Raw genomic sequence first — 24,336 nt, 5'->3', positions numbered from 1 at the left:
TCTCGACTGGCCCGCCGTCCCGGCCGAGGGGGCTCGGCCCTGTCCAGGCCCTGCTCAGCAGAGCCTCCGTCACCTCACCGGAAACGCCACATCGCACACCGGGTCCTCGGCCCCCGCCGTGTCCCAGTCCGCGAAGTACACCTCCCGGCACGGGCCGGCCTGCCACAGCCCCTGCTTCGGGATCCACTCCTCCACCGCCTCGAAGGCGGCCAGGATCTGCGGATGGGCCACCTGCGCCTTGGTGATCCGGGTGTACGCCAGCCGCTGGGCCGGCTCCACACGGACCTTCGTCTCCCGCGTACGGCCCTGCTTCTCGACCCATGCCCGGGCCGCCGCCTCGTCGGCCACCGGCACGCACGACTCGGCCGGTCCGTCACTCTCCATCGACACGTCGGAGTGGTACACGACGAACGGCGCCGCCGTGATGCCGCCGCACTCCCGTGCCCCCTCCTCCAGACGCCCCAGCGACGCGCCGATCCACGTCGGCAGCTCGCCCGCCAGCACATGCCGCGTCTCGGTGATCAGCACCTGCTCGGGCACGTCCACCGTCTCGACCACGAACTTTCCGTACATCTCGGAGCTCCTCCCCGACAGTCGTCCACGGAGGTACTCGGCGAGCGTCCGCTGCCCCGCGAACCGCGCCTCCACGTCCGCCCAGTACGCGTCGAGCCGGTCGGCAGCCGCGGCCCCGTCCGGGGCCTCGACGACCTCGGCGATCCGCGCGAGCGGCATGTCCAGCTGGCGCAGGAGCGCCACGAGGCGGGCGCGTTCGATCTGGTCGGCGCGGTAGTAGCGGTAGCCGCTGACCTCGTCGACATGCGCCGGGGCCAGCAGCCCGAGGCGGTCGTACAGCCGCAGCGCCTTGGCCGACAGCCGGGCCCGCGCGGCGAACGCCCCGATGGTGAGCAGTTCTTCGTCGTGAAGGTCCACCACGTCATCCTCCGTCACCGGGCGCCTTCCGCCCGGTGACACAGGACGCTCACCCCTGCCCCAAGGGCAAGGTCAACCCAGCTGAGCCTCGACGGCGGCCACCACTTCCGCCGCCTCCGGCTCGGTCTGCGGCGAGAAGCGGGCGACGACCGTGCCGTCCCGGCCGATCAGGAACTTCTCGAAGTTCCAGCGGATGTCCCCGCTGTGCCCCTCGGCGTCGGCGAAGCCGACCAGGCGGTCGTACAGCGGATGCCGTCCGTCCCCGTTGACCTCGACCTTCTCGGTCATCGGGAAGGTCACGCCGTACGTCGCCGAGCAGAACTCGGCGATCTCCTCGGCGGTGCCGGGCTCCTGGCCGAGGAACTGGTTGCAGGGCACTCCGAGCACGGTGAAGCCGCGGTCCGCGTACTGCTCCTGGAGCTTCTCCAGACCCGTGTACTGCGGGGTCAGGCCGCACTTGGAGGCCACGTTCACGACGAGCACGGCCTTGCCGGCGTACTGGGAGAGGCCCGCGGGACCGCCCTGGAGGGCGCCGATCTCGACATCGAGGGGGGATGCGTTGGTGTCAGCAGTCATAAGCGGATGCTAGCTCCGGTAGGTGTCGGGCCCGTGGCCCGGTCCCGCCGCCTTCACCAGCACCTCCCCGGCCGCCGTGCGCGAGTACAGCACCGACCGTCCCGCCCGCCGCCGCTCCACCAGCCCCGCGTCCAGCAGCACCTTCAGATGCCGCCCGACCGAGCCGAGCCCTTGTCCGGTCACGGCGACCAACTGGCTCGTACTCATGGGTGAGTCGAGCAGGACGAGCACCCCGGCCCGCGCGGTGCCGAGCAGCGCGCCGAGGCTCGCGGGCACGAGCCGGGCGCCGGGGTCGGCGAGGGCGCCCGTGCAGCCGTAGACGATGGCGTACCGCTTCGGTATCTCCCAGTACACCCAGCCGTGTCCCGGTGTGACCGGCACGAGGACGAGTTCGGCGCCGGAGATGTCGCGGGGCGGGTACTCGTGCACGTTCACCTGGAGCCGGTTGTCGCCGAGCCAGCGCGTCTGCCCCGGCTTCAGGGAGTCCAGTACGGCCGCCCAGCCGCCCCGGCTCACCTGCGCGGTCCGGGCGACCACGTCAGCCTCCAGAACGCGGCGTCGGCGGTCCCAGTACGGCCGTACGGTCTGAGTCCAGACGTATTCCAGGAGCGTGGCCGCCCGGTCCGGCAGGTCGTCCCGTTCCAGAGCGGCGGGGAGCGGGCCGGCGAGGGAGACGCGGAGGTTGGCGCGGGCCTCGGCGGGGTCGGTCGCACGCACCTGGGCCAGTGTCTCTTCAAGGGGCTCCCCGTCGCACGGGAGGGGTGCGAGGAAGTCGGCGATCCAGGACTTGCCGAGCCCGGCGCGGACGAGCTGCGCGGTCACCGGGTCGGCCGCGAGGAGCGCGCGGTAGCCGGGCAGGTGGGCGCGCAGCCAGGCCTCCTCGCCGGGATGGGCGCCGGTGCCGGCGTGCAGCAGCTTCAGGCTCGCGAAGGTCTCGGCGAACGGGGAGAGGGTGAACCGGCTGCGGGCGAGTGTGTCGGCGTTGAGCTGCCACCAGCCCATGACCACCCCCGTAGGTTTCGCCGACGAGCGAAACAATAACGACCGCCTCCCGGCCGCTCCGAGACTCCCGTGCATGCGCAGCTACCGCGATCTCTTCCGCACCCCGGAGTTCACCCCCTTCTTCCTCTCCTACGCCGCCTACAACGCGGCCCTGACGATCGGTGGTCTGTCGCTCGCCACGCTGGTCTACCGGGCCACCGACTCGCCGCTGCTGTCGGCGCTGAGCATGTTCGGGCCGCAGCTGGCGCAGGTGCTGGGCGCGACCTTCCTGCTCTCGGGCGCCGACCGGCTGCGCCCTCGGTCGACGCTGGCCGGGATGGGTCTCGCCTTCGCGGCCCTCACGGCGGTGCTGGCACTGCCCGGACTGCCGATCTGGGCGGTCTTCGGCGTCGTCCTCGTGCAGGGCCTGATCGCGTCGCTGGGCGGGGGAGTGACCGGGGGGCTGCTGAACGAGATCCTCCCCAAGGACGGTTTCGTGCTGGGGCGTTCGGTGTTCAACATGGCCTCCGGGCTGATGCAGGTCATCGGTTTCGCGACCGGCGGCGCGCTCCTGGCGCTCCTGTCCCCGCGCACCTGTCTGCTCCTCGCGGCGACGCTGTACGCCACGTCGGCCCTGGGCTACCGCCTGGGCCTGACCGCCCGCCCGCCACGCTCCTCGGGCCGCCTCTCGGTCGCGGCGACGTGGCGCACGAACGCCTTCCTGTGGTCCTCGCGCCCGCGCCGCCTCACCTACCTGGGCCTGTGGATCCCCAACGGCCTGGTCGTCGGCTGCGATTCCCTCTACGTCTCGTACGCCCCGCACGCCGCCGGCGCGCTGTTCGCGTGCGGGGCGCTGGGCATGTTCGTCGGTGACGTGATCGTCGGCCGTTTCGTACCGCCCATCCTGCGCCCCCGGCTGGCCACCCCGCTGCTTCTGCTGCTGGCGACGCCGTATCTGCTCTTCGTGTTGCGGCCAGGGGTGGTCCTGGCCGCCTTGGCCGTGTGCCTCTCCAACGTCGGGTTCGCCGCGAGCCTGGTCCAGCAGGAGCGCCTGATGTCCCTCACCCCCGACGACATGGCGGGCCACGCCCTCGGTTTGCGCTCCGCCGGGATGCTCACGATGCAGGGCGTGAGCGCGGCGTTGGCGGGCACAGTGGCCCAACTGACGTCACCGGCGACGGGGATGACGGTGATGGCCGCCGCGTCGCTCGCGGTGACGGGGTGCCTGGCCTGGGGCTGGCGGAGGGCCGCGGCGCGGCCGGCATCCGTGGAGGCGTGAAGCGGGGCGGCGCCACGCGGCACGGACGGCGGGATCCTCGCCGACGCGAACCACTGACCCGGCCGGCACCTCGGGGTGCCGGCCGGGTCGCGAGAGGAGTTCCGGTGAAGTTACGGCGTCACCTGATTCCCGCCGAACGTCACGACCAGGCGGCCGTCCGCCGCGTAGGACCAGCGCAGGGCACCGGCGTACGAGGCGCACCGGGAGCCGTTCGAGCCGGACCAGAACTGGTTCGAGCTGTCCGCGTCACCGACGATCCGGTCGTTCGTCCCACTGCCGCTGCGGCACGAGGTGTTGCTGCGGAACACCGAAGTGCCCGCGTCGAACGAGAAGTTGCGCTCGGTGTTGTCGATGCTGACGTTGTTCGAGACCGTCATCGTGCCGGGGTTCCGGTTGTAGGTGAACCCGTGCTTGCCGTTGTCGTAGGCGATGCTGCGCCGGACGACGTGGTTGACCGGGACGTCCTCGCCGCCGAGCTTGTAGCCGTTGCGGTCGCCGTTCCCGGCCTGGGAGCCGTCGCTGAGGGTGCCGTTCTCGTAGGCGAGGGAGTCCTCGATGGTCACCGCGCCGATGGGGCCCTCGTCGGCGTAGGTGTAGAGGTCCCAGCCGTCGTCGATGTTGTTGTGGGCGACGGCGTAGCGGAAGACGTTCCCGGGGCCGGAGGTGAGCTTCGCGGCGAAGCCGTCGGCGTCCTCGCCGTCGGAGTCGGCGTTGTCGTGCGACTCGGCGCTCAGGATGAGGTTGTTGGACGGCCACTGGTCGCGCGGGGTGGTGGAGGCCATCCGTGAGAGCTGCAGTCCCGTGTCCCGGTTGAAGCGGGTCACCGTGCGCTCGAAAACGTTGTTGCTGCCGCCGACGAAGATCCCGTTGTCGCCGGCCCGCTCGACGACGATGCCGGAGACATGCCAGTACGACCCGTTCACGGCGAGCCCGCGGTTGGACGAGGACTCGCTCTGGGCGGAGAAGTTCAGGACCGGGGTCTCACCGGGGTAGGCGGACAGCTTCGTACGGGCACTGGAGGTGCCGTTGTTGCCGGCCGGGATGGTGATCGTCTGCGAGTGGTTGTACGTCCCGCCGCGCAGGTAGATCGTGCCGCCGGGGGTGATGCGGCTGATCGCCGAGGTGAGCGTGGTGGGGGACGTCTGGGTTCCGGCCGCGCTGTCGGTGCCGTTCGGCGCCACGTACAGCGCGTCGGCGGTCGGCGGCGGGGTGGTGTCGCCGCCCGTCTCGACCTCGAGGTAGTCGATGTTCGGCAGACCGGCGGCGGTGGTCGGGTTGAGCCGGACGGTGTTGCTGCCCGCGTTCAGTGACACGGTCAGGGTCTTGGTGACCCAGGTCGACCAGGCGCCCGTGCCTTCGAATGACGGGGTCTGCACCGTGGACCCGTTGACGACCAGGCCGGCCGGGCGCGCGGTGGTGGTCCCGTTGGCGAAGCGGACCCTCAGCGTCGCGGTGCCCGCGGCGGGCGCGTTCACGGTGAACTGTGCGTGGGCGCCGGCCGCGTTGGTGCCGTTGCAGAACCCGCTGCCCGAGTAGCCGGCCCAGTCGGAGTCGATGGTGCCGGTGCAGACGGACGGTGAGCTCTCGGCCTCGTACCGGGTGGCCGCGGCCTGCGCCATGGTGCCGGAGAGTGCGACGAGCGTGCCGGTCAGCAGGCTGACGCACGTGAGGGCGGCTCTTCGTTGCATCGTTGTCTCCTGGTTGGTCAGCGGGTGCCGTCAGGTTCATGAACGTGAAACGGTGTGAGTGAACTGGACGGCCGAATACGTGATTCGACCGGAGGGAAAGCGCTTTCTCGGACGCTAAAGCGGCCGCCGTGAACGCGTCAATATGCGCGTACTTGATCCTTATTCACAGACATGAACCACAGCGGCTACCGGACCTCGCGATCCCGCACGTCGAGCACGGCGCGGCGGTTCTGCAGCCGTGACCCGGCGATGCGCAGGGCCAGCGGCAGCCCGTCGCACAGCCCGACCAGCTGCTGCGTCGCCTCCGGCTCCCTGCTCGCGCGTTCCTCTCCGATGATGTGCATGAGCAGGGACACCGCATCCCCGCTCTCCAGCGGCTCCAGGGTGACGCGTCGATCGGCGTCCAGTTCGGCCAGCCGTCGGCGGCCGGCCACCAGCACCCGGCTTCCGGCTCCGGCGGGCAGCAGCGGTCGTATCTGGTCGGCGTCCAGGGCGTCGTCCAGTACAAGGAGCAGCCGTAGCGGGCTGGTTGCCGCGCGCCAGACGGCGGTGAGTTCGTCGAGGTCGCTCGGCAACTCGCCCGTGGCCGCGCCGAGCGATCGCAGCAGCCGTTGCAGTGCCTGCTCCGGCGACTGCCGCCGCTGGGTGCTGTGCGCGCGCAGGTCCACGAACAGGCAGCCGTCCGGGTACTGGGCGCTGAGCTCCCGGGCGGCCCGTACGACGAGCGCGGTCTTGCCGACCCCGGCCGGACCGTCCACCGTCACGATCGACACGGACCCTGGCGCGGACGGCGCGACCAACTGGGCAAGTTCGGCCTCGCGTCCGGTCAAGTATCCTGCGTCGCCCGGCAGTTCATTGACCGTACGGCGAGGGCGGGCGACCCTGCCGATCAGGCGTACGTCGTCCCGGCGCAGCACCGCCTCGTGCACGCGGCGGAGTTCCTCGCCAGGGTCGACCCCGAGCTCCTCGCGCAGGCGCTCGCACATGTCCTGATAGACGGTCAGCGCCTCCGCCTGACGTTCGCTGCCGTACAGGGCGCGCATGCGCAGGGCCGTGAGTGACTCGTCGTACGGACTGGACACCGACAGGGCGGCAAGGTCGTCCAGCGCATCGGCGAAGCGGCCGAGCAGCACCAGGCACTCGAGCCGCTCCACTCGCACCGTGCGCAGCCGCTGCGACAGCCGTTGCCGTTCGACGTCGGCGAAGGGACCTGGCAGCCCGGCCAGCGGCTCGCCGCGGAACAGGGCGAGCGCCCCGGAGAACCGGTCCATCGCGGTGGCCGGATCGCCGGCCGTCTTCGCGCGCTGAGCGTCGTCGACCTGCTGGGCCAGGTCCGCCACATCCAACCGGACGCCGTCGGTGGTGAGCCGGTATCCGCCCCGTTCCCCGCGGATCACCGAATCGGCGGGACGGGTGCCCTGCGCGTCGAGGGTCTGTCGTAACGCGTAGACATAGCTGGGCAGTACGCTGCGGCCGGTCTTCGGCGGCTCGGCTCCCCAGACCCCGTCGAGCAGCTGCTCGTGGCTCACCAGCAGGCCCGGACGCAGCGCCAGTGCGGCCAGCACCGCCTGGCGCCGGACGGGTCCCAGATCCAGGGGTGTGCCGTCACGCCAGGCCCGCACGGGCCCGAGCACCGCGAGCCGAAGCCGTTGAGGAGATCCCCCGCCCACTCCGAAGCCTCCGCCCCGCTCCGCGCATCATCAGAATTTCATCGGCATTGCAGCGTCTGCCGCCACGGTTTGCAACTGCCCATCGCGCCCCGCGGACAACCGCGGGGCAGTGCCGGAGGGTGCGCCGTACCGGGCGGCGGCCGTATGCGGGGGGACGGCCGCCGTCCTTTCGAGAAGGGAACACGGACGTGGCGGTCGACGACGGGTCTCTCACGAGCTTGCTGCAACAGCGGAGGCTGTTCCTCACGCCGGAGCGCAGGCGTGCCGGGGTGGTGGTGTACGTCTGCGTCGACGACGGGTTTCCCGGCGGGTTTCCGGTCGGCCGCGTCATCCCGTCCGAGGCCGGGACCTGGGCCGCGTACGCCCGGGTCCGTCCTGGCCGCGTCTTCGCCGAGGACCGGGTGGCCACGGGGCTGCCGAACCTCGCGCAGGCCGTACGCGCCGTTGTGGACCATGCCCACATCGGGGACGTTCTGCTCGGCCTGGAACAGGGAGCGGGGGCCTGACCTGCGCCACGCCGCTGTCGACCCGGCCCGCCGTGCCGGGCCCCCGGCGGCCGACGCCGGGACCCCGCGCCGGTGGGCTCAGGACTGGTACGGCTGCTGCTGCGACTGCCCGTAGGCCTGGCCGTGCGGGCCGCCGGCAGCCTGCGCCTGAAGCTGCTCCGCCTGTGCCTGGGACACCTTTTGTTCCGCGCTGCAGAAGGTGCACTGGGTCATGTACTTCGTCGAGACCGGGAACAGCGGCACGAAGAACAGCGTGAACTTCGTGACGCGCTTCCTGAGCGTGTGCGCGGCGGGGTTACCGCACTGCCCGCACACGAGCGTCAGTATCGCGAGCTGGTACAGATATCCCTTGGTGCCAAAGATGATCACGATCTCGGTCCTTCCCGGGTCGGCGCCTACCGACACAGTGCCACCGAGCAGGGGGCTCACGCGAACGCCGGAGTCCTCCCGTCCACCGGACGCAAGGGCTGGTACGCGCAGATGGCAGGGGAGCCGGTGCCGTCGTCACTTCCGGTAGCCGAGGATGGTCATCATTCCGGACTCGGAGTGGTACTGGTTGTGACAGTGCAGCATCCACAGGCCCGGGTTGTCGGCGTAGAAGTCGATGACGAGTTTGCGGTGGGGCAGTACGTGGGCGGTGTCCTTGCGGGCTCCGGCCGCGTCGATGCCGGTGAGGGCGAACGTGTGGCCGTGCAGGTGCACGGGGTGCCACATGTCGGTGGCGTTGATGAGGCTCAGGCGGACTCGTTCACCTTCCCGGACCGGGACGCGTTGCTCGATGGAGTACGGCTTGTGATCGAAGCCCCAGTCGAAGTTCTCCATGCCGCCGGTCAGTTTGATGCGCATCTCGCGGTCCGGGTCACGGTCGCTGAAGGCCACGGACTCGTCCGGCACGAGCCGTCTGGCGGGCACGACCCGGCCCTCGAGCTCGTCCGGATGCACGAAGGGCCGGGGGAGTGTCCCGCTGCCGGTGCGCAGGACTGCCAGGGCACGCGCGCCCTTGCCCTCGGCGAGCGCGACCAGCGGGAACACCCCGTCCTTGGCGGTGATCAGCACGTCGTAGCGTTCGGCCATACCGAGCAGCAGCGCGTCCGTCTTCGTGTGCTCGACCGGGTAGCCGTCCGTGTGCGTCACCGTCATCTCGTGATCGCCCAGTGCCACCCGGAAGGCCGTGTCGCCCCCGGCGTTGATGATCCGCAGCCGGATGCGGTCCCCGGGGCGGGCCCGGAAAACCGAGGGAGCCTGCGGAAGGCGGCCGTTGACCAGGTAGTACGGGTAGTCGACGTTGCCTCCCTCGCTGTGCAGGATGCGGCTGTGGGAGCCCTGCAGGATGCGGGAGGGGCCGACGGACCTGTCATGGCCCGAACCGTTGTGTACGTCTGCCTCACCCATGTCCATCGGCTCGCCGTTGCCGTTCCGCAACTGCGCGAGCACGCCGTCCGGGGTGGATCCGGCCACGCCGTCCAGCCAGTCGTCCAGGACGACGACCCACTCCTTGTCGTAGGACAACGGCTCCTTGGGATCCTCGACGATCAGCGGGGCGTACAGGCCGCGGTCGAGCTGCATGCCCGAGTGCGAATGCAGCCAATACGTGCCCGGGTGCGCCACGGCGAAGCGGTAGGTGAAGTCCGCGCCGGGCTTGATGGAGTACTGGGTCAGGCCCGGTACGCCGTCCATGTCGCAGCGCATCCGGATACCGTGCGAGTGCAGCGTCGTCGCCTCGCGCAGATGGTTGGCGAGCGTGAGATCGAGTACGTCACCCGCGGTGATCCGGATCTCCTTGCCGGGCAGCGTGTCGCCGTACGCCCATGACCTGACAGTCCGTCCGCCCAGGTCGAGGGACGTCTCGGTGGCGGTGAGCGTGAACCTGCGGACGGGGCCGGACCCGCGCTTCCTCTCGGCGGCGACGACCTCGGGATCGGACGGGTTGACGTATCCCTTGGGCCCCTTGGGGACGAAGCCGCCACCGCTGTACCCGCCACCCGCCCGGCCGGTGCCTCCGGGGTGGGCGCCGCCCGTCCGGCCGGTGGTCCCGGGGTACACGCCGGACCCGGAACAGGCGGTCAGGACTCCCGAGCCGGCCGCCACGATCGAGGCACCGAGCAAGGTGCGCCGCGTATATGTGTTCATGGGTAAATAAGACCTGTCTTGTGGTCTCATATGTGAGAACCGATGCGGCGCGTCTCACGAATCGGGGGCGCGGCCCTTGGGGGCGCAGGTGCCACCGCGGTGCTGCCGCCCCACACGGGCTCCCCGCCCAAACCCGGTGGGACGAAGCCGACTGGAGGACGGGCGGCGTGTCCCGCGGTCACGGTTCGCCGAGCAGCTTGAGCCCGTACCTGGCGGTGAGTTCGGCGACCCACTCGTCCGAGAACCCCAGACCGTACTGCTCGCCCAGCTCGGCGCGTCGCTGGAGGAACTCGGCAGGATCGGCCGCCGTCTCGGCGGCCCTCCCCAACTCTTCGAAGAACCCCTCGAAGCCGGCGGGGGAGATGATCTCCAGGACCCTCGCCGGTTCCGGTCCGGCGTTCCAGACGGTATGCAGGATCCCTCGCGGCTTGATGAGGTACGAGCCCGGCCCTGCCGTTGCCTCGTGGTCACCCACCCGGGCGCCGACCCGGCCCTGCAGGACGTAGGTGAACTCGTCCTCACGGCTGTGCACGTGCGGCGGTACAAGACGGCCCGGTTCGATCGGGTGCTCGACGATCGAGAACTGGTTGCCGGTGTCCTCACCCCCGATCTTGAAATCGACCCCCAGACCCGCGAGCCAGATCGAATTTCCCTCGTCCGGTTCGACTACGAAGCGGAGAGCCGCCATCACGGCCTCCCAGGTGTCGCTTTCACTACCTTCCGTCGTCCTATGCCCGATTCCTGGAAGGTGCCCGGCGGGCCCACCCCACCTCACCGCTCGCCCCGGAGTCCCCGTGATTGCTCCACCGGCGCGCCCCGTCGGAGATCACCCGAGGAGGCCTCGCGACTCTCGCCGAGTAGGTCGGACACCCGGACTCGTCACTGGCCCACCCTTCCGTCGATGCACTCGCGCAACAGGTCGGCGTGCCCGCAGTGACGGGCGTACTCCTCGATCATGTGCACCATCAGCTCCCGAACCGCGATCTTGTCCTTGCCCAGACGCTCACCCAGATCCGGGTGCTCGGCCAGCGCGGCGTCCAGCGCGGCCTGCTCGCGCTCCAGATCGGAGTAGGCAGCATCGACCTCGGCCTGCTCGGCGACAACTCCGTCGAAGTCCGCGTCACGCTCGCCGTACAGCTTCGGCAGCGGATCACCGTCGCTGATCCAGTTGCGCCAGTCCCGTTCCACCTCGGCGAGGTGCCGGATCAGGCCGAGCAGCGACATCGTCGACGGCGGAACCGACCGACGGGCCAGCTGCTCCGCATCCAGGCCCTCGCACTTCATCCGCAGGGTCATGCGATAGCCCGTCAGGAAGTCCTGCAGCGTCGCCAGCTCGCCGTCCGGACTGGCACCTTCGCTGTTGCGGGGGTCGTCGTCCGGGTCGGCCCACATGTCGGGGTAGGTGGTTGCCTGGCTCCATCGTGCGGGTTGATCACTCATGCGTGCCATGCTCGTCCGTGAGGGCCCGAGCTCGCCAGCCAGTTTCGGTCCGGGCGAACGGGTGTGCGCGGTCGTTCCAGCGGGGTACTGCGCCTTCGCCGTGAATGCTTCCTGCCCGCTTCCAAGTGCTGGCAGAGGCAGGCAGGTTACTCGCACCTGACCGGGGCCGTCCGCATGCCGTGCACTGTGATCGCCGGGTGTTCCCGTGGCACCCCCCTCGATCGGGCACGCGAGGGGAACGGCGCTTGCCGGGGCGGTTGCTGAGCTTCACTCCCATGCTGCTTTGATCAGCGCGTGACTGGTACTGATGACCCGACTGGCGACGGATCGGGGCGGATGAGTCGTGCCGTCGTTTTCGGCGGGGCCTCAGTTGCGTTCTGGTTCTGCTGCCCTTTCTGGACACTCGTCTGGCTGCTGGCCTTGCCGCTGGGCCTGGCAGGCCTTGTCCGAGGTGCCATCGAATACCGCGCCGCCTCGCATCAAAGCGCGAGCCGTGCTGAGCCGCTGGCCGGCCTGGTGCTCTCGTCCCTGGGAACGGCGGCTGCGGTCGCGTACATGGTCTTTGTACTGACGCATCCGGACCTGCCGATTCAGGAGTAGACCGGCGGGGCTGCTTCGGGACAAGGGATCATGGCCCCGGATGCTTCCGGAACGTCGCGCAGTCTGTGGACCACACCGTGTACCGCTCCTTCGCGCGCGTCGCCCAGTCCGTCGGCATCCGGGTCATCCGACTCCACGACGCCCGCCACGGCACCGCGGCCGTAGGCGCGCCCCGCTCGTGATGGAGATCCTCGCTCGGCAGCCGGTCGAGCAAAGTCACGAACTCCCCGAACCCGTCTGCGCGTTTACTCGGCCCCCATGGCTCCTCATCGCCCGCGAGCAAGGTCGTATCGTCGAAGCCCGTTGCCGCTTGGAGGCATCGACATTGGTCAACCCCTGCGACCGCACGACACAGCAGCGGCTCGCAAGGACCGTCCTCCCGTCAACATGCAGATTCCCACCGGGAGATGAGCAACAGAGTCCCCCTGTTATGGTGCGCCTGTGTCATCGATCAAGCAGTTCCAAGTCACCTTTGACTGCGCGGAACCTGAGCGTCTCGCTCGCTTTTGGTGCGAGGTGTTGGGGTACGTCGTACCGCCGCCACCGGCGGGGTTCGCCACTTGGGACGATTTCAACCGCTCTCAGGCTCCCGAGGATCAGGGTTCATGGTTCGCATGCATTGATCCCTCAGGTGTGGGCCCGCGACTGTACTTTCAGCGCGTCCCCGAAGGCAAGGTCGCCAAGAATCGGCTGCATCTTGACGTGAGAGTCGGTACCGGGCTTGTGGGGGAAGAGCGCCTGGCCGCGCTCGAGGCCGAGTGCGCACGACTGGTCCCGCTCGGCGCGGTACGCGTGCGACTCCTGTATGACGGCAACGATTCCTGCATCGTGATGCAGGACATCGAGGGCAACGAGTTCTGTCTCGACTGAGCATCCTCCGAGCTGGCGAGGTGGGGAGGGCCGCCTCCCTTGGACCTCTCTGGTCTCGTAGGGGGCGGGAGTTGTCCCGTGAGGGCGAGGTTGTGCAGCCGGGCGATGCCGAGCATCGTGGTGTGAATGCCGTCGCCCTTCAGACGGCAGTCGCGAAGGATCTTCCAGGTCTTCATCCGCGCGAAGACGTGCTCGACGGGGGCCCGGACCTTGCGGCGGGAGGTGTTCCTCCTTCCGTGCAGGCGGTTCGGTCCGGCCGCGTTCGCGGCGGTGCGGGATGAGCAGGCCGGTGCCCCGGTAGCCGCCGTCCGCGATGACCGTGGCCCGGCCGACGGCGGCCTTCGCACCGGACAGTTCTCACGCCTTGCAGTCGTTGCGGTTGCCGGTGACCGGCCGGCCGACGGCGACGACGAGTCGGGTGTCGGCGTCGATGACGACCTGGTGGTTGGTCGAGTACCGGTAGTTCTTCGACTGCTCGGCAACCGTATGATCCTGCGTGGGACCGGAGTGCCGTCGACGATCAGCGCGGCGTCCTTACGGAACCGCTTGCGGGGCTGGAGCGCGAGCGACGGCCCGAGGTGGCCGATGATGCGGTCAGCGGCCGACTTCGACACCCCGAACAGCGGGGCGAGCTGCCGCAGCGTCAAGTTCGTACGCCAGTAGGCCGCTACTGGCAGGACCCGGTCCTCCAGTGTCAGGCTCCACGGCCGGCCCTTGCGCACCGGGTCCGCGCCCTCGCGCCGCATCGCAGTAACCAGCTTGCCGAACGAGTCGTCGGAGTGAGTGTGCGGGCGGCGTTTCGTCAGACCTTCTCGACTCGCACGGAGTGTCCCGCGAGGAGTTGATTCATGTCGTCGGTGTCGGAGGTGAAGACGGTTGCCTCAGCTCCCTGCGCGGCTTCCCGCCCGGCCACAGCCGCCAGAACGGCGTCGATGGCGTACTTGTGCCCATGCAGGCCGGCTGTCTTCAGCATGTCGCGCGCCATGGTGATCACCTGGTCGTCCGTGTGCACGACGCGGATCCGGGACAGCGTCCAGTTCCATAGTGCCTGCCTCGACGTTTCGCGAGGGTCCCATGCTTCCAAGGTCGTGAGTGCCGAGGTGACGATCGGGATGTCGAGCCGCGGAGCCGTCTTGATCAGCGCAGCCATCTCCCGATCGCCCTGTACCGCCTTGGAGAGGGCCTCGGAGTCGAACACGAAGACGCGCTGTCGCGGCCGGTGCAGTTTCGCTCGGGCGGTGCGGCTCACGCGGCCTCGTCCGAACGCGAGCGCTGCTCGTCATGCCAGCCGTCAATCGCGGCGATGCGGTCCAGCGCTGCTTGCTGCTCGTCGTCCGTCACGGTGCCGTGCTCTTCTTCGAGACGTTCGGCCAGCTCGCGCAGTCGGTCCATGGCGTCCTGATGAGCGGCGGCGGCCGCGATGTAGCTGGACACCCCGCGCGCGTCGACGCGCTCCTTGATCGATTCCACCAGCTCTTCCGGCACGGTGATGGTGATCTTCCGAGTTGCCATACTTCAAGTATGCCACGACCTGCGTGTTGCGGCCTGCTCTTCTGGGGCCGCGCCTACGGCGTTGTCATCCGGATCGGTTCGGTGTCGTCACCGGCGGAGTCTGAGCCCTGTATGGGTACCTCGGCTGCCGTCATCCTCGGCAGCCACTTCATGCTTCGATCAGGGAGATCGGAGCCAGAGCGTGACGGTCACAGGGGCCTTGCGGTGCTCGCGGGCTGCGGCAAAGCGTGGTGCCCCCGGCAGGATTCGAACCTGCGACATCCGCTTTAGGAGAGAGGCTGGGTGGTGCGGCAGGTGACCTGCGGATACCTCGGCCGAGCTAGTCGGCATGATGGTGCCTGCCAGTCACCACTGTTAACCGCGGCTGACCCCTGTGTCTGGCACGACTGTGGCACGCGGCGAGCAGACGGCTCGGAACCCGGTCGGCTCCGCCGTTGCCCGGTGCTCAACCGCCGTAGCGGCTGCGCAAATCCTCGGTGATCCGAGACATCAGCCCGATCGCGCCTTGCGGTGGTATCTCCGCCAGCGGACGTTCTGTCTGGGGATCGTAGGCGGTCAGCCCGGTCTCCTTCTCGACGATGGCCGCAAGGGCGAAGACCTTGCCGAGCACGACCGCAGCGTCGTCCCCCGCATGCCAGTAGGGCACAGTGATGCTCACCTCGTCACCGAAGACGGACAGGTCGATGCCGGTGCCCGAGTGGCTCAGGTCCCGCGACTCCTGCTCGTACTCCGTGACCTCTACTTCGCCCAGCAGGGTCCGAGCCTGCGGCACTATTCGGTCCCAAGCTTCGAGGAGGCGGGCAGTGATCGGCTCGCTGTCCTCGGCTGTGTCTTCCATCGCCTCCAGGACCTCATCCCAGGACTGCCCGTCGCGTCGGCTCAAGAAGTAGATGTCGTAGCTCACCGCGCGATCGTAGACACTCGAATCTTCCGAGGGCAGGGCTTTGCTACTGGTGACTCGGTTGGCGGCATCAGCCTGGGAAGCCGAGAGGATCTGGGGCTCGATGCGGCGCTGACCTGGGCGAATGGTCGACAGCTAGTCTTGGCAGACGGTGACGCTTTCCCCGTGATTCCCCGCTGTTCCCCGCCCGATCTGGTGCGGTTGTGGGGCGCGCATTCGTCATCACGCCCCAACGTCACCTACCGCTTCTGCGCCCTGTAGCGCTTCATGAGCGCAGTGATCCGCGCGTGGTCCGCCCGGCCGTTGAGCTCGGCCACGAGATCGTCAGGACACAACTCGTAGAGATCGCCCCACCATCGACATCCTCGGTTGTCCCAGACCCGGTACCCACCTGGCACGCCCCTGGCGACGTAGCGTCTCCGGCTCATGGTCCCCCTGTTCCCCGGCGCTGTTCGTGCCGTGCATCAGCGAGTCGTCCCCGACGCGTGACCATACGCGTGCCGCGGCCGACCGGCGAGGCAGTATGCAGCTGCCAGCCCACACGCTTTCCAACTGTGTTGGTGGGATGGTGGGCTGTGTGCCAGGGCGTTCATCTGCGTTCATGGGCGACTGGCTGCTGATGCCGGGACGGCTTTGGCCCTCGCCTGAACGACCGTGAACGGGGCTGAATGAGACGGAAACTGAGACGGCCGCACTCCGACCGCAGCACCTCAGACAGCCCGCGGGTAGCTGTCGAAACCACCGCTAGGCAGCCTTGGGCCGCGCCGCACGCGTGCCCGGGGCGGGCATCTGTGCATCCTCGGAGGAGAAGATCTCGTCTTCTCCGAAGTCCGGGGCCTGGAATGGGTTTGTCGTCGGAGGCGGCGATACTGCAGTGGAACGGCGGGGTTGCCCTTCCAGGGCGGAGAACAGCGACGTCGGGTCGATGAGAGGTCTGCCTTTCGTTGCAGGTCCCTGATGGGACCTGGCGTGCCGTAACCGGGCACGGTGGTCCTAGAGCTTGGTCATCTTGGCGTACGGGCTCAAGATCCGCATTTGTGCCGAGCCGAAATCCACGAGCGCCGCGATTCCGTCCTCGATGCCGACTACCCGGCCGAGGCCGTACACGTCGTGTGTGACCTGGTCGCCCATGGCGAAGTGTTTGGGAGCCGGTGTGACCGGGGCCTTGAAGGGGCTGGTAGGCAAATGACGCTTCGGTGCCGCAGGCTTTGTCATGACTCAGTATGAGCCTACGTGTATCCCGCTCGCTGTGTCCGTTGGCACAGATCCGGATGGCAGCAACCGCGTCATGCCACTGACCTGGCGTTTTGAGACAAGGTGAGGCGAAACTCGACCGCAGGTCTCCTTCGCGGACAGTGGCTGCCCCCTGCCTCCGGCACGGTTGTGGCACGAACCTCAGCCGGCGAAGTCAGCCACGAGTGCGCCGATCGATCAGGCGCGTACGCTCCGGCCACCCCGCCGGCCTCAGTCACTACTGGCTCGTGTCGTCGACCAGAGCAAGCCGCGACGTCCCGCCCGTGCGAGCCAGCAGCTTCCTGGACCTCAGCTTGGGAAGCTTGGGTCTCATGTGGGCGGTTGGCGGCTGACCTGTTGCGAAGCGGCTACGCACCTGACCGGTCGACTACCTGGTCCCCGCCATTCCCCGTGTTTCCCCGCACGACCTGGCACGGTTTTGGCACGACTTCTTCGTCCCGACCTACTGGCTGGGAGTGTATTGAGGTCTGGTGGGCCGGTCAGGCGACCGTTGAGGGCCGTTGTCGGTTGGCTGCGGTCGCTGTGGTTGCTGTACTCCGCTGCTGTACGGCTGGCTCACCACTCACGCCCGGTGCCGTAGCCCCTCATGGCCCAGAGACGGCTATGGCATGGGCTCCGAGCACCACGGCGACGATCAGGCTGGCGACGGCGATGCCGGCGGCCGTGCGTCGCCCCGGAGGAAACCAGCGTGGCAGGAAGAGAATCAGAACCGCGCTGATCCACGCGGCGGACACCAGCCAGGGGAGCCATGCCTCCGCCCGTTCGTTCACCCGGTAACAGTGCTCGGCTCGCGGTCCTGTGACGCCGAAGTAGAAGAGGCAGTCGTTACCGAAATTCTCGGTAATTAGCCCGGCGAACCCCCACCACACAGTGACGAAGGCAGCAGCGGCCACTGCGACACGGAAGGCCAAGCAGCCTCCAGAGCCACGCGGGGCAGTGTCCATACCTCGACCTCTCCGCGGGGAAGCTGTCCCGCCGACAGTATCCCGGCATGATTCGAACCTGCGACACCCGCAGTTCGATCCGAGTCCGCTCCGGCTACTGTCGTCGACTGGTGTGACATCCGGACGAAGACACTGATGAACGCCTCCGTCCGGCGTCGTTGATGTCAGCCGTGGATGTCAGAAGCCTTCTGATCCGTAGCTCTGCCCAGGTCGGTCAGCGACAGCCATGCCGGCCGCTTCGAGGACCCGGAGGGACGCTATCGGTCGGCGTCGGTTGTGGTGGTTGCGGGTACTGCGTTGCTGTACCGGGCGCCGTCGCTGTTCAAGCCACTCGACGTGCATCTCATCTCGGAGCTGGCGGGTATGGTGCAGCCGCGATCAAGCATTTGGTTTGGAGAGGGGCTTTGGGAGCGAAGACGGGTCTGCCCGTGTATGCCGACGACGTGCCGGACCAATTGCGACGGGTGGAGCCGGCGGACCTGGCGCGGACGACGGGTGGGAGCAGGGCCCGTCGTCGCTGTGTGGCGGCTGTTCCGGTCCGCGCGCGGCTCGTCGCGGTAGTGGCCGCGCCCTTGCTGGCTGGAGGTTGCGGCATGCTGGACGATCCGGTCAAGGACCGCTGGGAGTCGAGAGCTGAGTTTTCAAGTTGTGGCGAGGTGAGCTTGGCCCAGGGTGAGGAGATGCAGAAGCAGGCGGTGCGGGAAATCATCTGCCTCCGGCGAGCCCTTAAGAGCGGTGAGGGCGCAGAACTGAAGGTCACTTATCCCACTGTGGAGGGTGACCCGATTCGCGAGTACTACCGCTTGACGCCGCAAGCCAGGCTTGAGGTGTACACCGACAGCACGGACGACCGCTACTCGGACCAGAAGTGGTCGTTCGTCGAGTGCTACTCCCCGGAATGGTTGGCTGAGGTTTCCTGCGATCAGTGACCAGGCCAACGCGATGAGGTCGTTGATGGCCTCCTGGCAACCGACTGGAACCCGCATCAGGCGCTTTCAGGCTGAGTCGTAGCGTTGGCTCATCGGTGTTCGGCGGTACAGACGCGCGGGGGCGGCCGACAGCCGGGCAGAGGCCTTGAAAACCGTCGTGGCAGCGATGTCACCGTGGGTTCAAATCCCGCACCCACCGCAGATGAACGGCCCCTGACCAGCCAGCAGGGTGGGGGCCGTACTCAAGCTCGTGCACCGTGATCACTCGCGGTTCCCCGCTACTCCCCGGCAGATCGGGCACACAAAAGGCACGCGCCGCCGACCCGCTCAGCCGTGATCAAACCACTCGCTGAGTCTGATCCTCACCTCGCAGTTGTGATCGGTGTGCCAGACGACCTCACCACTGACCCGAGCTCCCAGCGCTGGAAGACTCGCACCGGGTGGCATGGAGCCGATATCTGCCAGCCCGACCGCATTGGGCACATCGTCGATACGAATGAAGACACCGAAGGGCCGGCGGACGATGACCTGACCATTGATGCGGGTGCCTACGGGCAGCGCGGACACGGTTGCTGACCACTCTCGGCGGATCTGCTCAGGGGACGGATCGTCCGGCCAGGCGTATTCGGTCATGAGCCGATCCTGTCAGGGGATGACCTGCGTGTTTCCGGATGGCGCTCCGCTGTTCCCCGAGACTCCCCGCTACTCGCTGTTCGGTCGGGCATGTCAGGGGCACGTCGTCACTCGTCGATCCGGGCAGCATCGGCGGGGCGAAGGTCGGCGATGAGGCGGAAGCGTTCCAGAACCGCCAGCGTCGTGTCGTCGACGGTGAAGTCGGGGTCCTCCAAGGCCGCACGCATCTCCTCGCTGTGCCAGAACCGTTCGTGGCCTTCGCGCCACTCGGCGACGCTGGTGTCCCCCTCTCCCTCGTCCACCACGTGGGCAAGATCCACCTGCGCCAGCGGGACGACGCGCACGCTGGTCACCTCGATGACCGCGACCGGACGATCGTCCGAGTCGATGACCACCGAACGGTTCCCGACTTCCGGCAGGGGCTCTCCCTCATGCTCGTAGTCGACGACGAGTGCTGTCGTAGAGGTCTTGGAACCGTTGAGGATCGCTGCGACGAGCTGGTCGCGCAGTGGGCCAGGGAAGGCGAACTCCATCCTGGGCATCGACGCGATGTCTGCGGGTGAGGTGGAGTCGGGCGTCATGCGGTCACCGTAACGACCCACCCCGGGGCGAGCCAGAACGTTAACGCGCCCACGCGGCCGGTGGAGCGACTTTGGCCGGGAGCTGCTTTGGCGCGAGTGATCATGGCTCCGTAAGCTTCCGGCGCGTCGGGCAGTCTGTGGACCTGCCCGTTAAAGCACGACGTTGGGCCATGATCTTCGAGGCTCGCGCCAAAGTGGCTGGCTGAAGCCGCGGAGCCGACCGCCCCAGCCACGACGTGTTCTGACCTCATGCTCCGCCGGCCGCCCGCGCCCGCCCGGGGGAGCGAAGCGACGACGGGTGCTTGACCCCGTGAAGAAGGTTGTAACTCAGTCGGTGGCACACCTTCGCTCCGCGCCTGTCGGCGCTCGCCACCGACCCGGAGCAGGTCGCCGAACGCTGCCCGTGCTCATCTAAGGAGATGGAGGACCGATACGACCTGATCAAGTCCCGACAGGGCATCGCGCCGAACACTCCCAACGAGGAGAGCGCTTCCGACAGCTGGGGCTGCCCGAGCACGAACGCCCGGTATTCGTCGTACTGTTCGTCGACGAGGTGGCCGAAGTCTTCCTCGTCGCCATGAAAAAGGACGAGGAACACCGGGACGAGATGGTCACCCAGCTCATCCGGCTCGCCCAGCTCGGCCGTGCGGTCGGCATTTACCTGGAAGTCTGAGGCCAGCGCTTCGGCGCCGAACTCGGCAAGGGCGCGACCATGCTGCGGGCCCAGTTGGCCGGCCGCGTCTGCCACCGCGTCAACGACGAAGCCTCCGCCAAGATGGCACTCGGCGACATCGCTCCCGAACGGCCCGGCCTCGCCGTGGCCGGTGACACCTCCGGCGGCTGGTCCCGCATCCGCACGCCGTACCTCTCCCTCGGCGACGCCGCCGAGACCTGCCGCGAGTCGGCCCACCTGGTCCCCGACCTGCCCGCGCTCAAGCCCTTCCGGCCCGTCGAGACACCGAGCCCGGTCGCGCGGCCCCGACCGTTTGACCTACTGGCCCGCGCCTACGCTCATCCCCGGTCGGCGTGACCGCATCACGCCACGTCCCTGGAGAATCCCAGTGATCGCCGCGACAAGTCTCTGCGACAGCCACCGTGATTCACGCGGCAGGACATCGCAGCGCAACCCAGCGCCATGGCCTTGGTGGTGAACGGCGAACGGGCCAGCAGATCAGCCGCTTTCGACCCGGTGGCCACGCTAGAGTCGTTACCTGGGGAAAGACGATTTACCCGGGGGAAGGGTCGTCACCGTGGCCAGTGAGTTCAGCGCGGTGTTGAGGCAACTGCGGGTGCGGGCGGGGATGACCCAGGAGGAACTGGCGGAGCGCAGCGGGTTGAGTGTGCATAGCATCCGCGCCCTGGAGAACGGGCAGCGTTCCAACCCTCATACGAGCACGGTGGAGGAGCTGGCCGAGGGGCTGGCGCTGGGTCCCGAGGAGCGCGAGGTGTTACTGACCGCCGCTGGCCTGCTCAATCCGGACCTGCTCAATCTGTACCTGCCCGGTCCGGAGCAGTCCGAGCCCCTCGGCGATCCCGCAGCCGAGCAACTCGCGAGGCAGGTGGCCACCCGCTGGCAGCGCGAAGAAGAACAACGCCAGGTCCAGGACCCGTTCCCACTGCCGGTCCGCTGGCGAACAGGCCCCGAGACACTGACCGACCATTGGGCCAAAATTCTCCGGCAACGCGCGAATGTCACGGCCTCCCCCCTCAATCTGGACGGCCAACTGGACAAGATCGCCGATGTCTACCGGCGTATCCCGTCCGGACGACTGGTGGTCCTGGGCAGGGCCGGCTCGGGAAAGACGGTCTTGGCCCTGCGCTTCGTCCTCGACTACTTGGCATCGCGCACCCCCGGGGAACCCGTGCCGGTGATCTTCAGCATCGGCGCATGGAATCCCACCGCCACCTCCCTGCGGGACTGGCTGATCGATCAGCTGATACGCGATCACCCGGGTCTGGCCGCCCGAGGTTCCGGTGGGGTGAGCGCGGCCTCCACGCTGGTCGACTCCGGCCGCCTGCTCCCGGTGCTGGATGGCTTCGACGAGCTCGCCGACGGTCTGCGCCGCCCCGCGCTTGTGGCTCTCAACGCCACTACCATCCCCTTGCTGTTCACCAGCCGCTCCGCCGAATACGCCGCCGCGGTCGCCGAGATCGACGTACTGGCCTCCGCCGCAGCGATCGAACTCAGCGACCTCACCCTCGACGACCTGGCCCACTACCTTCCCCTCACCACCCGCAAGACAGGCCGCGCGCACCCCACCGAGAACGCCTGGGACCCCGTACTGGCCGAACTGCGTAAGCGGCCGGAGTCACCTCTCGCCGCAGTCCTGGCGACCCCCCTGATGGTCGCGCTCGCCCGCATCACCTACAGCGACACCCCTGGTCGCGACCCTTCAGAGCTCCTTGACGCCCAGAGGTTCGGCAGCCCGGAGGAGCTGGAAGACCATCTTCTGGGCAGCTTCCTCCCCACTGTCTACCGCCGACGACCCGAGCAGGGTCGGGGCGGCCGGTCCCGCCGCGGCTTCGCCCCGGAACGCACCCGGCACTGGCTCGGCTACCTCGCCCACCACGCCAACCAGCTCCGAAGCCCCGACCTGGCCTGGTGGCGCTTGGGCACCACCATGAACCGTTTCTCCCGCATGTCTGCGCTCGGGCTCCTGACCGCCGTGGTCGTCGGGGTTACAACCGGGCTCGGGAACGTCGCCGTGGACTTGATCGCAACGTCGCACGGGCTCGGGTACGTGCTCAAGCGTGGGCTCATGGTCGGGCTTTCGCACGGGCTTGTGGCCGGACTCGGCTCCGGAATCGTCTATGGGGTGGTCGGTGATCGGAGAGCGGCAGTACCAACGCGCATACGTGTCCGGGTCTTCGGCAGCCCCAGAACTGATCACGCGAGGTTCCTCCCCAGCTTCACAATCGGGCTCGTCCTCGGGCTCCTGGCCGCGCTGGTGCTGCAGCTCATGGATCAGGTCGCGCTCGCGGGCCTTGTACTCGACGGTCGGCTCGACAGCGCGCTCGTGTTCGTGCCGGGGGTCGGGCTCGGAACCGGGCTGGTATTCGGGCTCATGGCCTGGCTGGAGGCCCCGATCGACATCGGGTCTGCCACCAGTCCCGCCGACCTATTGAACACAGACCGTCGGCACGTGGTCTTCTCTCTACTCACCTGGGGGTCCGTGTTCGGGCTCGTAGCCGGGCCGATCAACGTGTTCACGGCAGGGTCTGGGTTCGGTCTCACGGCCGGGCTCCAGACAGCCTTTGCACTCGCGCTCGCTTCCTGGTTCAGCTTGACGGCTTGGGGGCAGTGGGTTGCCCTGGCACGTGTCTGGTTGCCGCTCACGGGGCGTTTGCCCTGGGCGCTGATCGAATTTCTCGACGATGCCCACCGACGAGGCGTCCTGCGCCAGGCCGGTGCGGTCTACCAATTCCGCGACGCTCGACTCCAGCACCACCTTGGTCGACCTTCCGGACTTGTGCCGGATCCAGTACTCCGGCGCGAGCCAGAAGTCCCGGCCGATGACGCCCTCTCGAACTCCTCCGCTGGATCCGTCCTGTCGAGGGGCGAGGGAGCCCGTGATGTGCGGTCGCTTGATGATCTCCTTGCTTCACACGCTGCCCTTGTGACCCGGATCCTGGACGATGCTGCAGACGAGTTTGAAGGGGTTGATCTGACTCCCTCAAGTCAGGGTGGCACGTTGGATCCAGATGAGGCACAACACCTCGCACGCGAGGCGCGGGAGGCCGTCAACACCGACCTCATCGCACTGTTCATGAAGCTTGGGCCGCCTCCGGAAGCGACCGGTAGAGATCACTACGAGCCCATCAACAGCGGCGGTGGGGGGACCCGGGAGTGACTACGGACGATGCAGAGTTCCTCCCTGATCCGCTCGAAGACTCCATGGCGGCCGAGGCACATCGGCTTGCTGCGCAATGGGCTGATGTACCCACAGGCGTGCTCCGGGCGGCTCTCTCTGCAGCAAAGGCTGAGCGGGCTCTGAGGTCGGACGAGACCAGGCTCCGGCTTCAACTGCATCACGAGCGGGAGATGAAGCGAGGCGAGAGGGAAGCCGCCGCGCAGGTTGAGAGGTTGCGCCATCGTCGACATGTTGTGAACGTGAGCGTCGGCGCAGTCATATCGATCACTCTTCTGGCTGCAGGCGTTGCTGTCGTTGACTCAGCCCCTTGGCTGTCTGTCATCCTGTGTGGCCCGAGTCTGCTCGCGCTCGCGAAGGTCTTCGTGCTGCACCGGAGTGACCCCGACGACATGAAGCAGGTTTCACGCGCCTCGAACAACGCAACAAACGCCGCTTCTCAGCCCCAGCCACAACAGCCGCCTCCCGCACCTTAACCGGCTGGTGAAAGGGGCTGAGCAGGAGTCACGAACAGAAGTGCGGGCCTGGATCGTGGGGCTACGAGAGCTGGCGGCCAGCCCCATGGACAGGCATACGCCGCCGAGGCGAACCGCCTCCTGGACCAGGCCGAGGCACTGATGGCGCAGCCCCGCGCCGAACGGGGCAACGCCGAGGCCGCCGCCTGGGAGGTCATCCGTTCCAACGATTTCGCCGCCGCGCTCGGCGCCGTGCAGGAGGCTCCGAAGGGGATCGGTGACGTCGCCATGGGACTTGCCGAGATGCGCGTCAGGGCGTCACGGCTCGCTCACGACGTCGACAAGCAGGCCCGGGAAGCACTGGCCCTCGTCCATGGGCGGCTGATCCGCGAGCGGGAAGCCGCGCAGAGGCATCCGACGCTCCATGACACGGAGACGGACGGCCGCCGCGACCTGCATCAGGAGCAGACGACGGCGTGCGGCAAGAAGACCGCGCTTCCCAATCTGGAAGTCAAGCGGCATGAGGGGCCGGAGGAGGCGTGGCTTGGTAGCACCGCCGGTCACGGATCAGAGCCCAGAAGACGTTGA

25 protein-coding genes and 2 pseudogenes are annotated in these 24,336 nt (G+C 68.2%); 9 read left to right on the top strand and 18 right to left on the bottom strand.

The genetic code is table 11. The features are described from left to right. Positions 1 to 69 precede the first annotated feature (69 nt). The 3 genes from ACFVJQ_RS39835 to ACFVJQ_RS39825 are packed head-to-tail and all read right to left on the bottom strand — an operon-like array spanning position 70 to position 2,508. The gene (locus ACFVJQ_RS39835) at positions 70 to 948 is read right to left on the bottom strand and encodes a MerR family transcriptional regulator (RefSeq protein ID WP_385790691.1); all 879 of its coding nucleotides are present in this window, start codon (positions 946 to 948) and stop codon (positions 70 to 72) included. A gap of 54 nt (positions 949 to 1,002) precedes the next feature. Further along, the gene (locus tag ACFVJQ_RS39830; RefSeq protein ID WP_385790689.1) at positions 1,003 to 1,506 is read right to left on the bottom strand and encodes a glutathione peroxidase; all 504 of its coding nucleotides are present in this window, start codon (positions 1,504 to 1,506) and stop codon (positions 1,003 to 1,005) included. Between the two features lie 9 nt (positions 1,507 to 1,515). Next, positions 1,516 to 2,508, bottom strand: coding sequence for a winged helix-turn-helix domain-containing protein (locus ACFVJQ_RS39825; RefSeq protein WP_385516614.1), 993 nt, complete (start codon positions 2,506 to 2,508; stop codon positions 1,516 to 1,518). Positions 2,509 to 2,581: 73 nt separating this feature from the next. Between ACFVJQ_RS39825 and ACFVJQ_RS39820 the strand changes: the two genes are divergently transcribed. Then, the gene (locus tag ACFVJQ_RS39820) at positions 2,582 to 3,766 is read left to right on the top strand and encodes an MFS transporter (protein WP_385790687.1); all 1,185 of its coding nucleotides are present in this window, start codon (positions 2,582 to 2,584) and stop codon (positions 3,764 to 3,766) included. A gap of 110 nt (positions 3,767 to 3,876) precedes the next feature. Here the strand turns inward: ACFVJQ_RS39820 and ACFVJQ_RS39815 are convergent, their stop codons facing one another. Both ACFVJQ_RS39815 and ACFVJQ_RS39810 read right to left on the bottom strand, forming a co-directional pair. Then, a complete protein-coding gene (locus ACFVJQ_RS39815; protein WP_385790685.1) occupies positions 3,877 to 5,454 on the bottom strand; it encodes a carbohydrate-binding protein in 1,578 nt (525 codons plus the stop codon). Positions 5,455 to 5,639: 185 nt separating this feature from the next. Next, positions 5,640 to 7,076 carry a BTAD domain-containing putative transcriptional regulator gene (locus ACFVJQ_RS39810; protein WP_385790683.1) on the bottom strand — a complete coding sequence of 479 codons (1,437 nt, stop codon included), beginning with the start codon at positions 7,074 to 7,076 and terminating at the stop codon, positions 5,640 to 5,642. Between the two features lie 236 nt (positions 7,077 to 7,312). Here ACFVJQ_RS39810 and ACFVJQ_RS39805 point away from each other — a divergent pair, with 236 nt between their 5' ends. Next, positions 7,313 to 7,630: a hypothetical protein gene (locus tag ACFVJQ_RS39805; RefSeq protein ID WP_385516606.1), complete on the top strand. Its 318-nt coding sequence runs from the start codon at positions 7,313 to 7,315 to the stop codon at positions 7,628 to 7,630. A 78-nt stretch (positions 7,631 to 7,708) separates the two neighbouring features. Here the strand turns inward: ACFVJQ_RS39805 and ACFVJQ_RS39800 are convergent, their stop codons facing one another. The 4 genes from ACFVJQ_RS39800 to ACFVJQ_RS39785 form a co-directional block, all read right to left on the bottom strand. Continuing rightward, positions 7,709 to 7,999: a zinc-ribbon domain-containing protein gene (locus ACFVJQ_RS39800; RefSeq protein WP_385516657.1), complete on the bottom strand. Its 291-nt coding sequence runs from the start codon at positions 7,997 to 7,999 to the stop codon at positions 7,709 to 7,711. 135 nt (positions 8,000 to 8,134) lie between these two features. Further along, positions 8,135 to 9,760 carry a multicopper oxidase family protein gene (locus ACFVJQ_RS39795; protein ID WP_385790681.1) on the bottom strand — a complete coding sequence of 542 codons (1,626 nt, stop codon included), beginning with the start codon at positions 9,758 to 9,760 and terminating at the stop codon, positions 8,135 to 8,137. 178 nt (positions 9,761 to 9,938) lie between these two features. After that, positions 9,939 to 10,448, bottom strand: a complete 510-nt coding sequence (locus ACFVJQ_RS39790) for a cupin domain-containing protein (RefSeq protein WP_385790679.1) — start codon at positions 10,446 to 10,448, stop codon at positions 9,939 to 9,941. 191 nt (positions 10,449 to 10,639) lie between these two features. Continuing rightward, positions 10,640 to 11,209, bottom strand: a complete 570-nt coding sequence (locus tag ACFVJQ_RS39785) for a DinB family protein (RefSeq protein ID WP_385790677.1) — start codon at positions 11,207 to 11,209, stop codon at positions 10,640 to 10,642. A 327-nt stretch (positions 11,210 to 11,536) separates the two neighbouring features. Here ACFVJQ_RS39785 and ACFVJQ_RS39780 point away from each other — a divergent pair, with 327 nt between their 5' ends. Continuing rightward, positions 11,537 to 11,800 (top strand): hypothetical protein, encoded by a 264-nt coding sequence (locus ACFVJQ_RS39780; RefSeq protein WP_385516600.1) that lies wholly within the window; start codon positions 11,537 to 11,539, stop codon positions 11,798 to 11,800. A 441-nt stretch (positions 11,801 to 12,241) separates the two neighbouring features. Then, positions 12,242 to 12,670: a VOC family protein gene (locus tag ACFVJQ_RS39775; protein WP_385790675.1), complete on the top strand. Its 429-nt coding sequence runs from the start codon at positions 12,242 to 12,244 to the stop codon at positions 12,668 to 12,670. A gap of 74 nt (positions 12,671 to 12,744) precedes the next feature. Here the strand turns inward: ACFVJQ_RS39775 and ACFVJQ_RS39770 are convergent. The 7 genes and pseudogenes from ACFVJQ_RS39770 to ACFVJQ_RS39740 form a co-directional block, all read right to left on the bottom strand. Continuing rightward, positions 12,745 to 13,476: pseudogene (locus ACFVJQ_RS39770) on the bottom strand (transposase); the annotation flags it as partial. Then, positions 13,473 to 13,919, bottom strand: coding sequence for a hypothetical protein (locus tag ACFVJQ_RS39765; RefSeq protein ID WP_385790673.1), 447 nt, complete (start codon positions 13,917 to 13,919; stop codon positions 13,473 to 13,475). The gene ACFVJQ_RS39765 and the pseudogene ACFVJQ_RS39770, both read right to left, overlap by 4 nt. Further along, positions 13,916 to 14,182 (bottom strand): hypothetical protein, encoded by a 267-nt coding sequence (locus ACFVJQ_RS39760; RefSeq protein WP_385790671.1) that lies wholly within the window; start codon positions 14,180 to 14,182, stop codon positions 13,916 to 13,918. Before ACFVJQ_RS39760 ends, ACFVJQ_RS39765 begins: the two co-directional genes overlap by 4 nt. A gap of 445 nt (positions 14,183 to 14,627) precedes the next feature. Then, positions 14,628 to 15,086, bottom strand: coding sequence for a hypothetical protein (locus ACFVJQ_RS39755; protein ID WP_385790669.1), 459 nt, complete (start codon positions 15,084 to 15,086; stop codon positions 14,628 to 14,630). Between the two features lie 236 nt (positions 15,087 to 15,322). Beyond that, positions 15,323 to 15,511 (bottom strand): hypothetical protein, encoded by a 189-nt coding sequence (locus ACFVJQ_RS39750; RefSeq protein ID WP_385790667.1) that lies wholly within the window; start codon positions 15,509 to 15,511, stop codon positions 15,323 to 15,325. A 565-nt stretch (positions 15,512 to 16,076) separates the two neighbouring features. Further along, entirely contained in the window at positions 16,077 to 16,298 is a 222-nt protein-coding gene (locus ACFVJQ_RS39745) for a hypothetical protein (protein ID WP_385518259.1), read from the bottom strand. 623 nt (positions 16,299 to 16,921) lie between these two features. Next, positions 16,922 to 17,248 carry a hypothetical protein gene (locus tag ACFVJQ_RS39740; protein ID WP_385518262.1) on the bottom strand — a complete coding sequence of 109 codons (327 nt, stop codon included), beginning with the start codon at positions 17,246 to 17,248 and terminating at the stop codon, positions 16,922 to 16,924. A 626-nt stretch (positions 17,249 to 17,874) separates the two neighbouring features. Here ACFVJQ_RS39740 and ACFVJQ_RS39735 point away from each other — a divergent pair. Beyond that, positions 17,875 to 18,210 carry a hypothetical protein gene (locus ACFVJQ_RS39735; RefSeq protein ID WP_385518265.1) on the top strand — a complete coding sequence of 112 codons (336 nt, stop codon included), beginning with the start codon at positions 17,875 to 17,877 and terminating at the stop codon, positions 18,208 to 18,210. A gap of 327 nt (positions 18,211 to 18,537) precedes the next feature. On the opposite strand, the gene ACFVJQ_RS39730 is transcribed toward ACFVJQ_RS39735, so the two are convergent. Then, a complete protein-coding gene (locus ACFVJQ_RS39730) occupies positions 18,538 to 18,843 on the bottom strand; it encodes a hypothetical protein (protein WP_385790664.1) in 306 nt (101 codons plus the stop codon). Positions 18,844 to 18,950: 107 nt separating this feature from the next. Then, positions 18,951 to 19,424 carry an ASCH domain-containing protein gene (locus ACFVJQ_RS39725; RefSeq protein ID WP_385518271.1) on the bottom strand — a complete coding sequence of 158 codons (474 nt, stop codon included), beginning with the start codon at positions 19,422 to 19,424 and terminating at the stop codon, positions 18,951 to 18,953. 344 nt (positions 19,425 to 19,768) lie between these two features. Between ACFVJQ_RS39725 and ACFVJQ_RS39720 the strand changes: the two are divergent. From ACFVJQ_RS39720 to ACFVJQ_RS39705, 4 genes and pseudogenes are all read left to right on the top strand, one after another. Further along, positions 19,769 to 20,454: pseudogene (locus ACFVJQ_RS39720) on the top strand (FtsK/SpoIIIE domain-containing protein); the annotation flags it as partial. Between the two features lie 220 nt (positions 20,455 to 20,674). After that, on the top strand, positions 20,675 to 23,275 hold the full coding sequence (locus tag ACFVJQ_RS39715; RefSeq protein WP_385518274.1) for an NACHT domain-containing protein: 2,601 nt from the start codon (positions 20,675 to 20,677) through the stop codon (positions 23,273 to 23,275). Continuing rightward, complete coding sequence (locus ACFVJQ_RS39710) at positions 23,272 to 23,769, top strand: hypothetical protein (protein WP_385518277.1); 498 nt, start codon at positions 23,272 to 23,274, stop codon at positions 23,767 to 23,769. The genes ACFVJQ_RS39715 and ACFVJQ_RS39710 overlap by 4 nt, the downstream gene beginning before the upstream one ends. Before the next feature lie 141 nt (positions 23,770 to 23,910). Further along, positions 23,911 to 24,336: a hypothetical protein gene (locus tag ACFVJQ_RS39705; protein WP_385790662.1), complete on the top strand. Its 426-nt coding sequence runs from the start codon at positions 23,911 to 23,913 to the stop codon at positions 24,334 to 24,336.

Source organism: Streptomyces sp. NPDC127197 (assembly GCF_042672405.1).
In the GTDB taxonomy this organism is placed as follows: domain Bacteria; phylum Actinomycetota; class Actinomycetes; order Streptomycetales; family Streptomycetaceae; genus Streptomyces; species Streptomyces flavusporus.
This window is presented reverse-complemented; position numbering and strand designations above follow the sequence as displayed.

Excerpts from the sequence above, each read along its gene's own strand:
- ACFVJQ_RS39830 (WP_385790689.1), bottom strand. The coding sequence starts at position 1,506 with ATGACTGCTGACACCAACGCATCCCCCCTCGATGTCGAGATCGGCGCC.
- ACFVJQ_RS39825 (WP_385516614.1), bottom strand. The coding sequence starts at position 2,508 with ATGGGCTGGTGGCAGCTCAACGCCGACACACTCGCCCGCAGCCGGTTC.
- ACFVJQ_RS39820 (WP_385790687.1), top strand. The coding sequence starts at position 2,582 with ATGCGCAGCTACCGCGATCTCTTCCGCACCCCGGAGTTCACCCCCTTC.
- ACFVJQ_RS39815 (WP_385790685.1), bottom strand. The coding sequence starts at position 5,454 with ATGCAACGAAGAGCCGCCCTCACGTGCGTCAGCCTGCTGACCGGCACG.
- ACFVJQ_RS39795 (WP_385790681.1), bottom strand. The coding sequence starts at position 9,760 with ATGAACACATATACGCGGCGCACCTTGCTCGGTGCCTCGATCGTGGCG.
- ACFVJQ_RS39790 (WP_385790679.1), bottom strand. The coding sequence starts at position 10,448 with ATGGCGGCTCTCCGCTTCGTAGTCGAACCGGACGAGGGAAATTCGATC.
- ACFVJQ_RS39785 (WP_385790677.1), bottom strand. The coding sequence starts at position 11,209 with ATGGCACGCATGAGTGATCAACCCGCACGATGGAGCCAGGCAACCACC.
- ACFVJQ_RS39780 (WP_385516600.1), top strand. The coding sequence starts at position 11,537 with ATGAGTCGTGCCGTCGTTTTCGGCGGGGCCTCAGTTGCGTTCTGGTTC.
- ACFVJQ_RS39760 (WP_385790671.1), bottom strand. The coding sequence starts at position 14,182 with ATGGCAACTCGGAAGATCACCATCACCGTGCCGGAAGAGCTGGTGGAA.
- ACFVJQ_RS39750 (WP_385790667.1), bottom strand. The coding sequence starts at position 15,511 with ATGAGCCGGAGACGCTACGTCGCCAGGGGCGTGCCAGGTGGGTACCGG.
- ACFVJQ_RS39745 (WP_385518259.1), bottom strand. The coding sequence starts at position 16,298 with ATGACAAAGCCTGCGGCACCGAAGCGTCATTTGCCTACCAGCCCCTTC.
- ACFVJQ_RS39735 (WP_385518265.1), top strand. The coding sequence starts at position 17,875 with ATGCTGGACGATCCGGTCAAGGACCGCTGGGAGTCGAGAGCTGAGTTT.
- ACFVJQ_RS39730 (WP_385790664.1), bottom strand. The coding sequence starts at position 18,843 with ATGACCGAATACGCCTGGCCGGACGATCCGTCCCCTGAGCAGATCCGC.
- ACFVJQ_RS39725 (WP_385518271.1), bottom strand. The coding sequence starts at position 19,424 with ATGACGCCCGACTCCACCTCACCCGCAGACATCGCGTCGATGCCCAGG.
- ACFVJQ_RS39705 (WP_385790662.1), top strand. The coding sequence starts at position 23,911 with ATGGCGCAGCCCCGCGCCGAACGGGGCAACGCCGAGGCCGCCGCCTGG.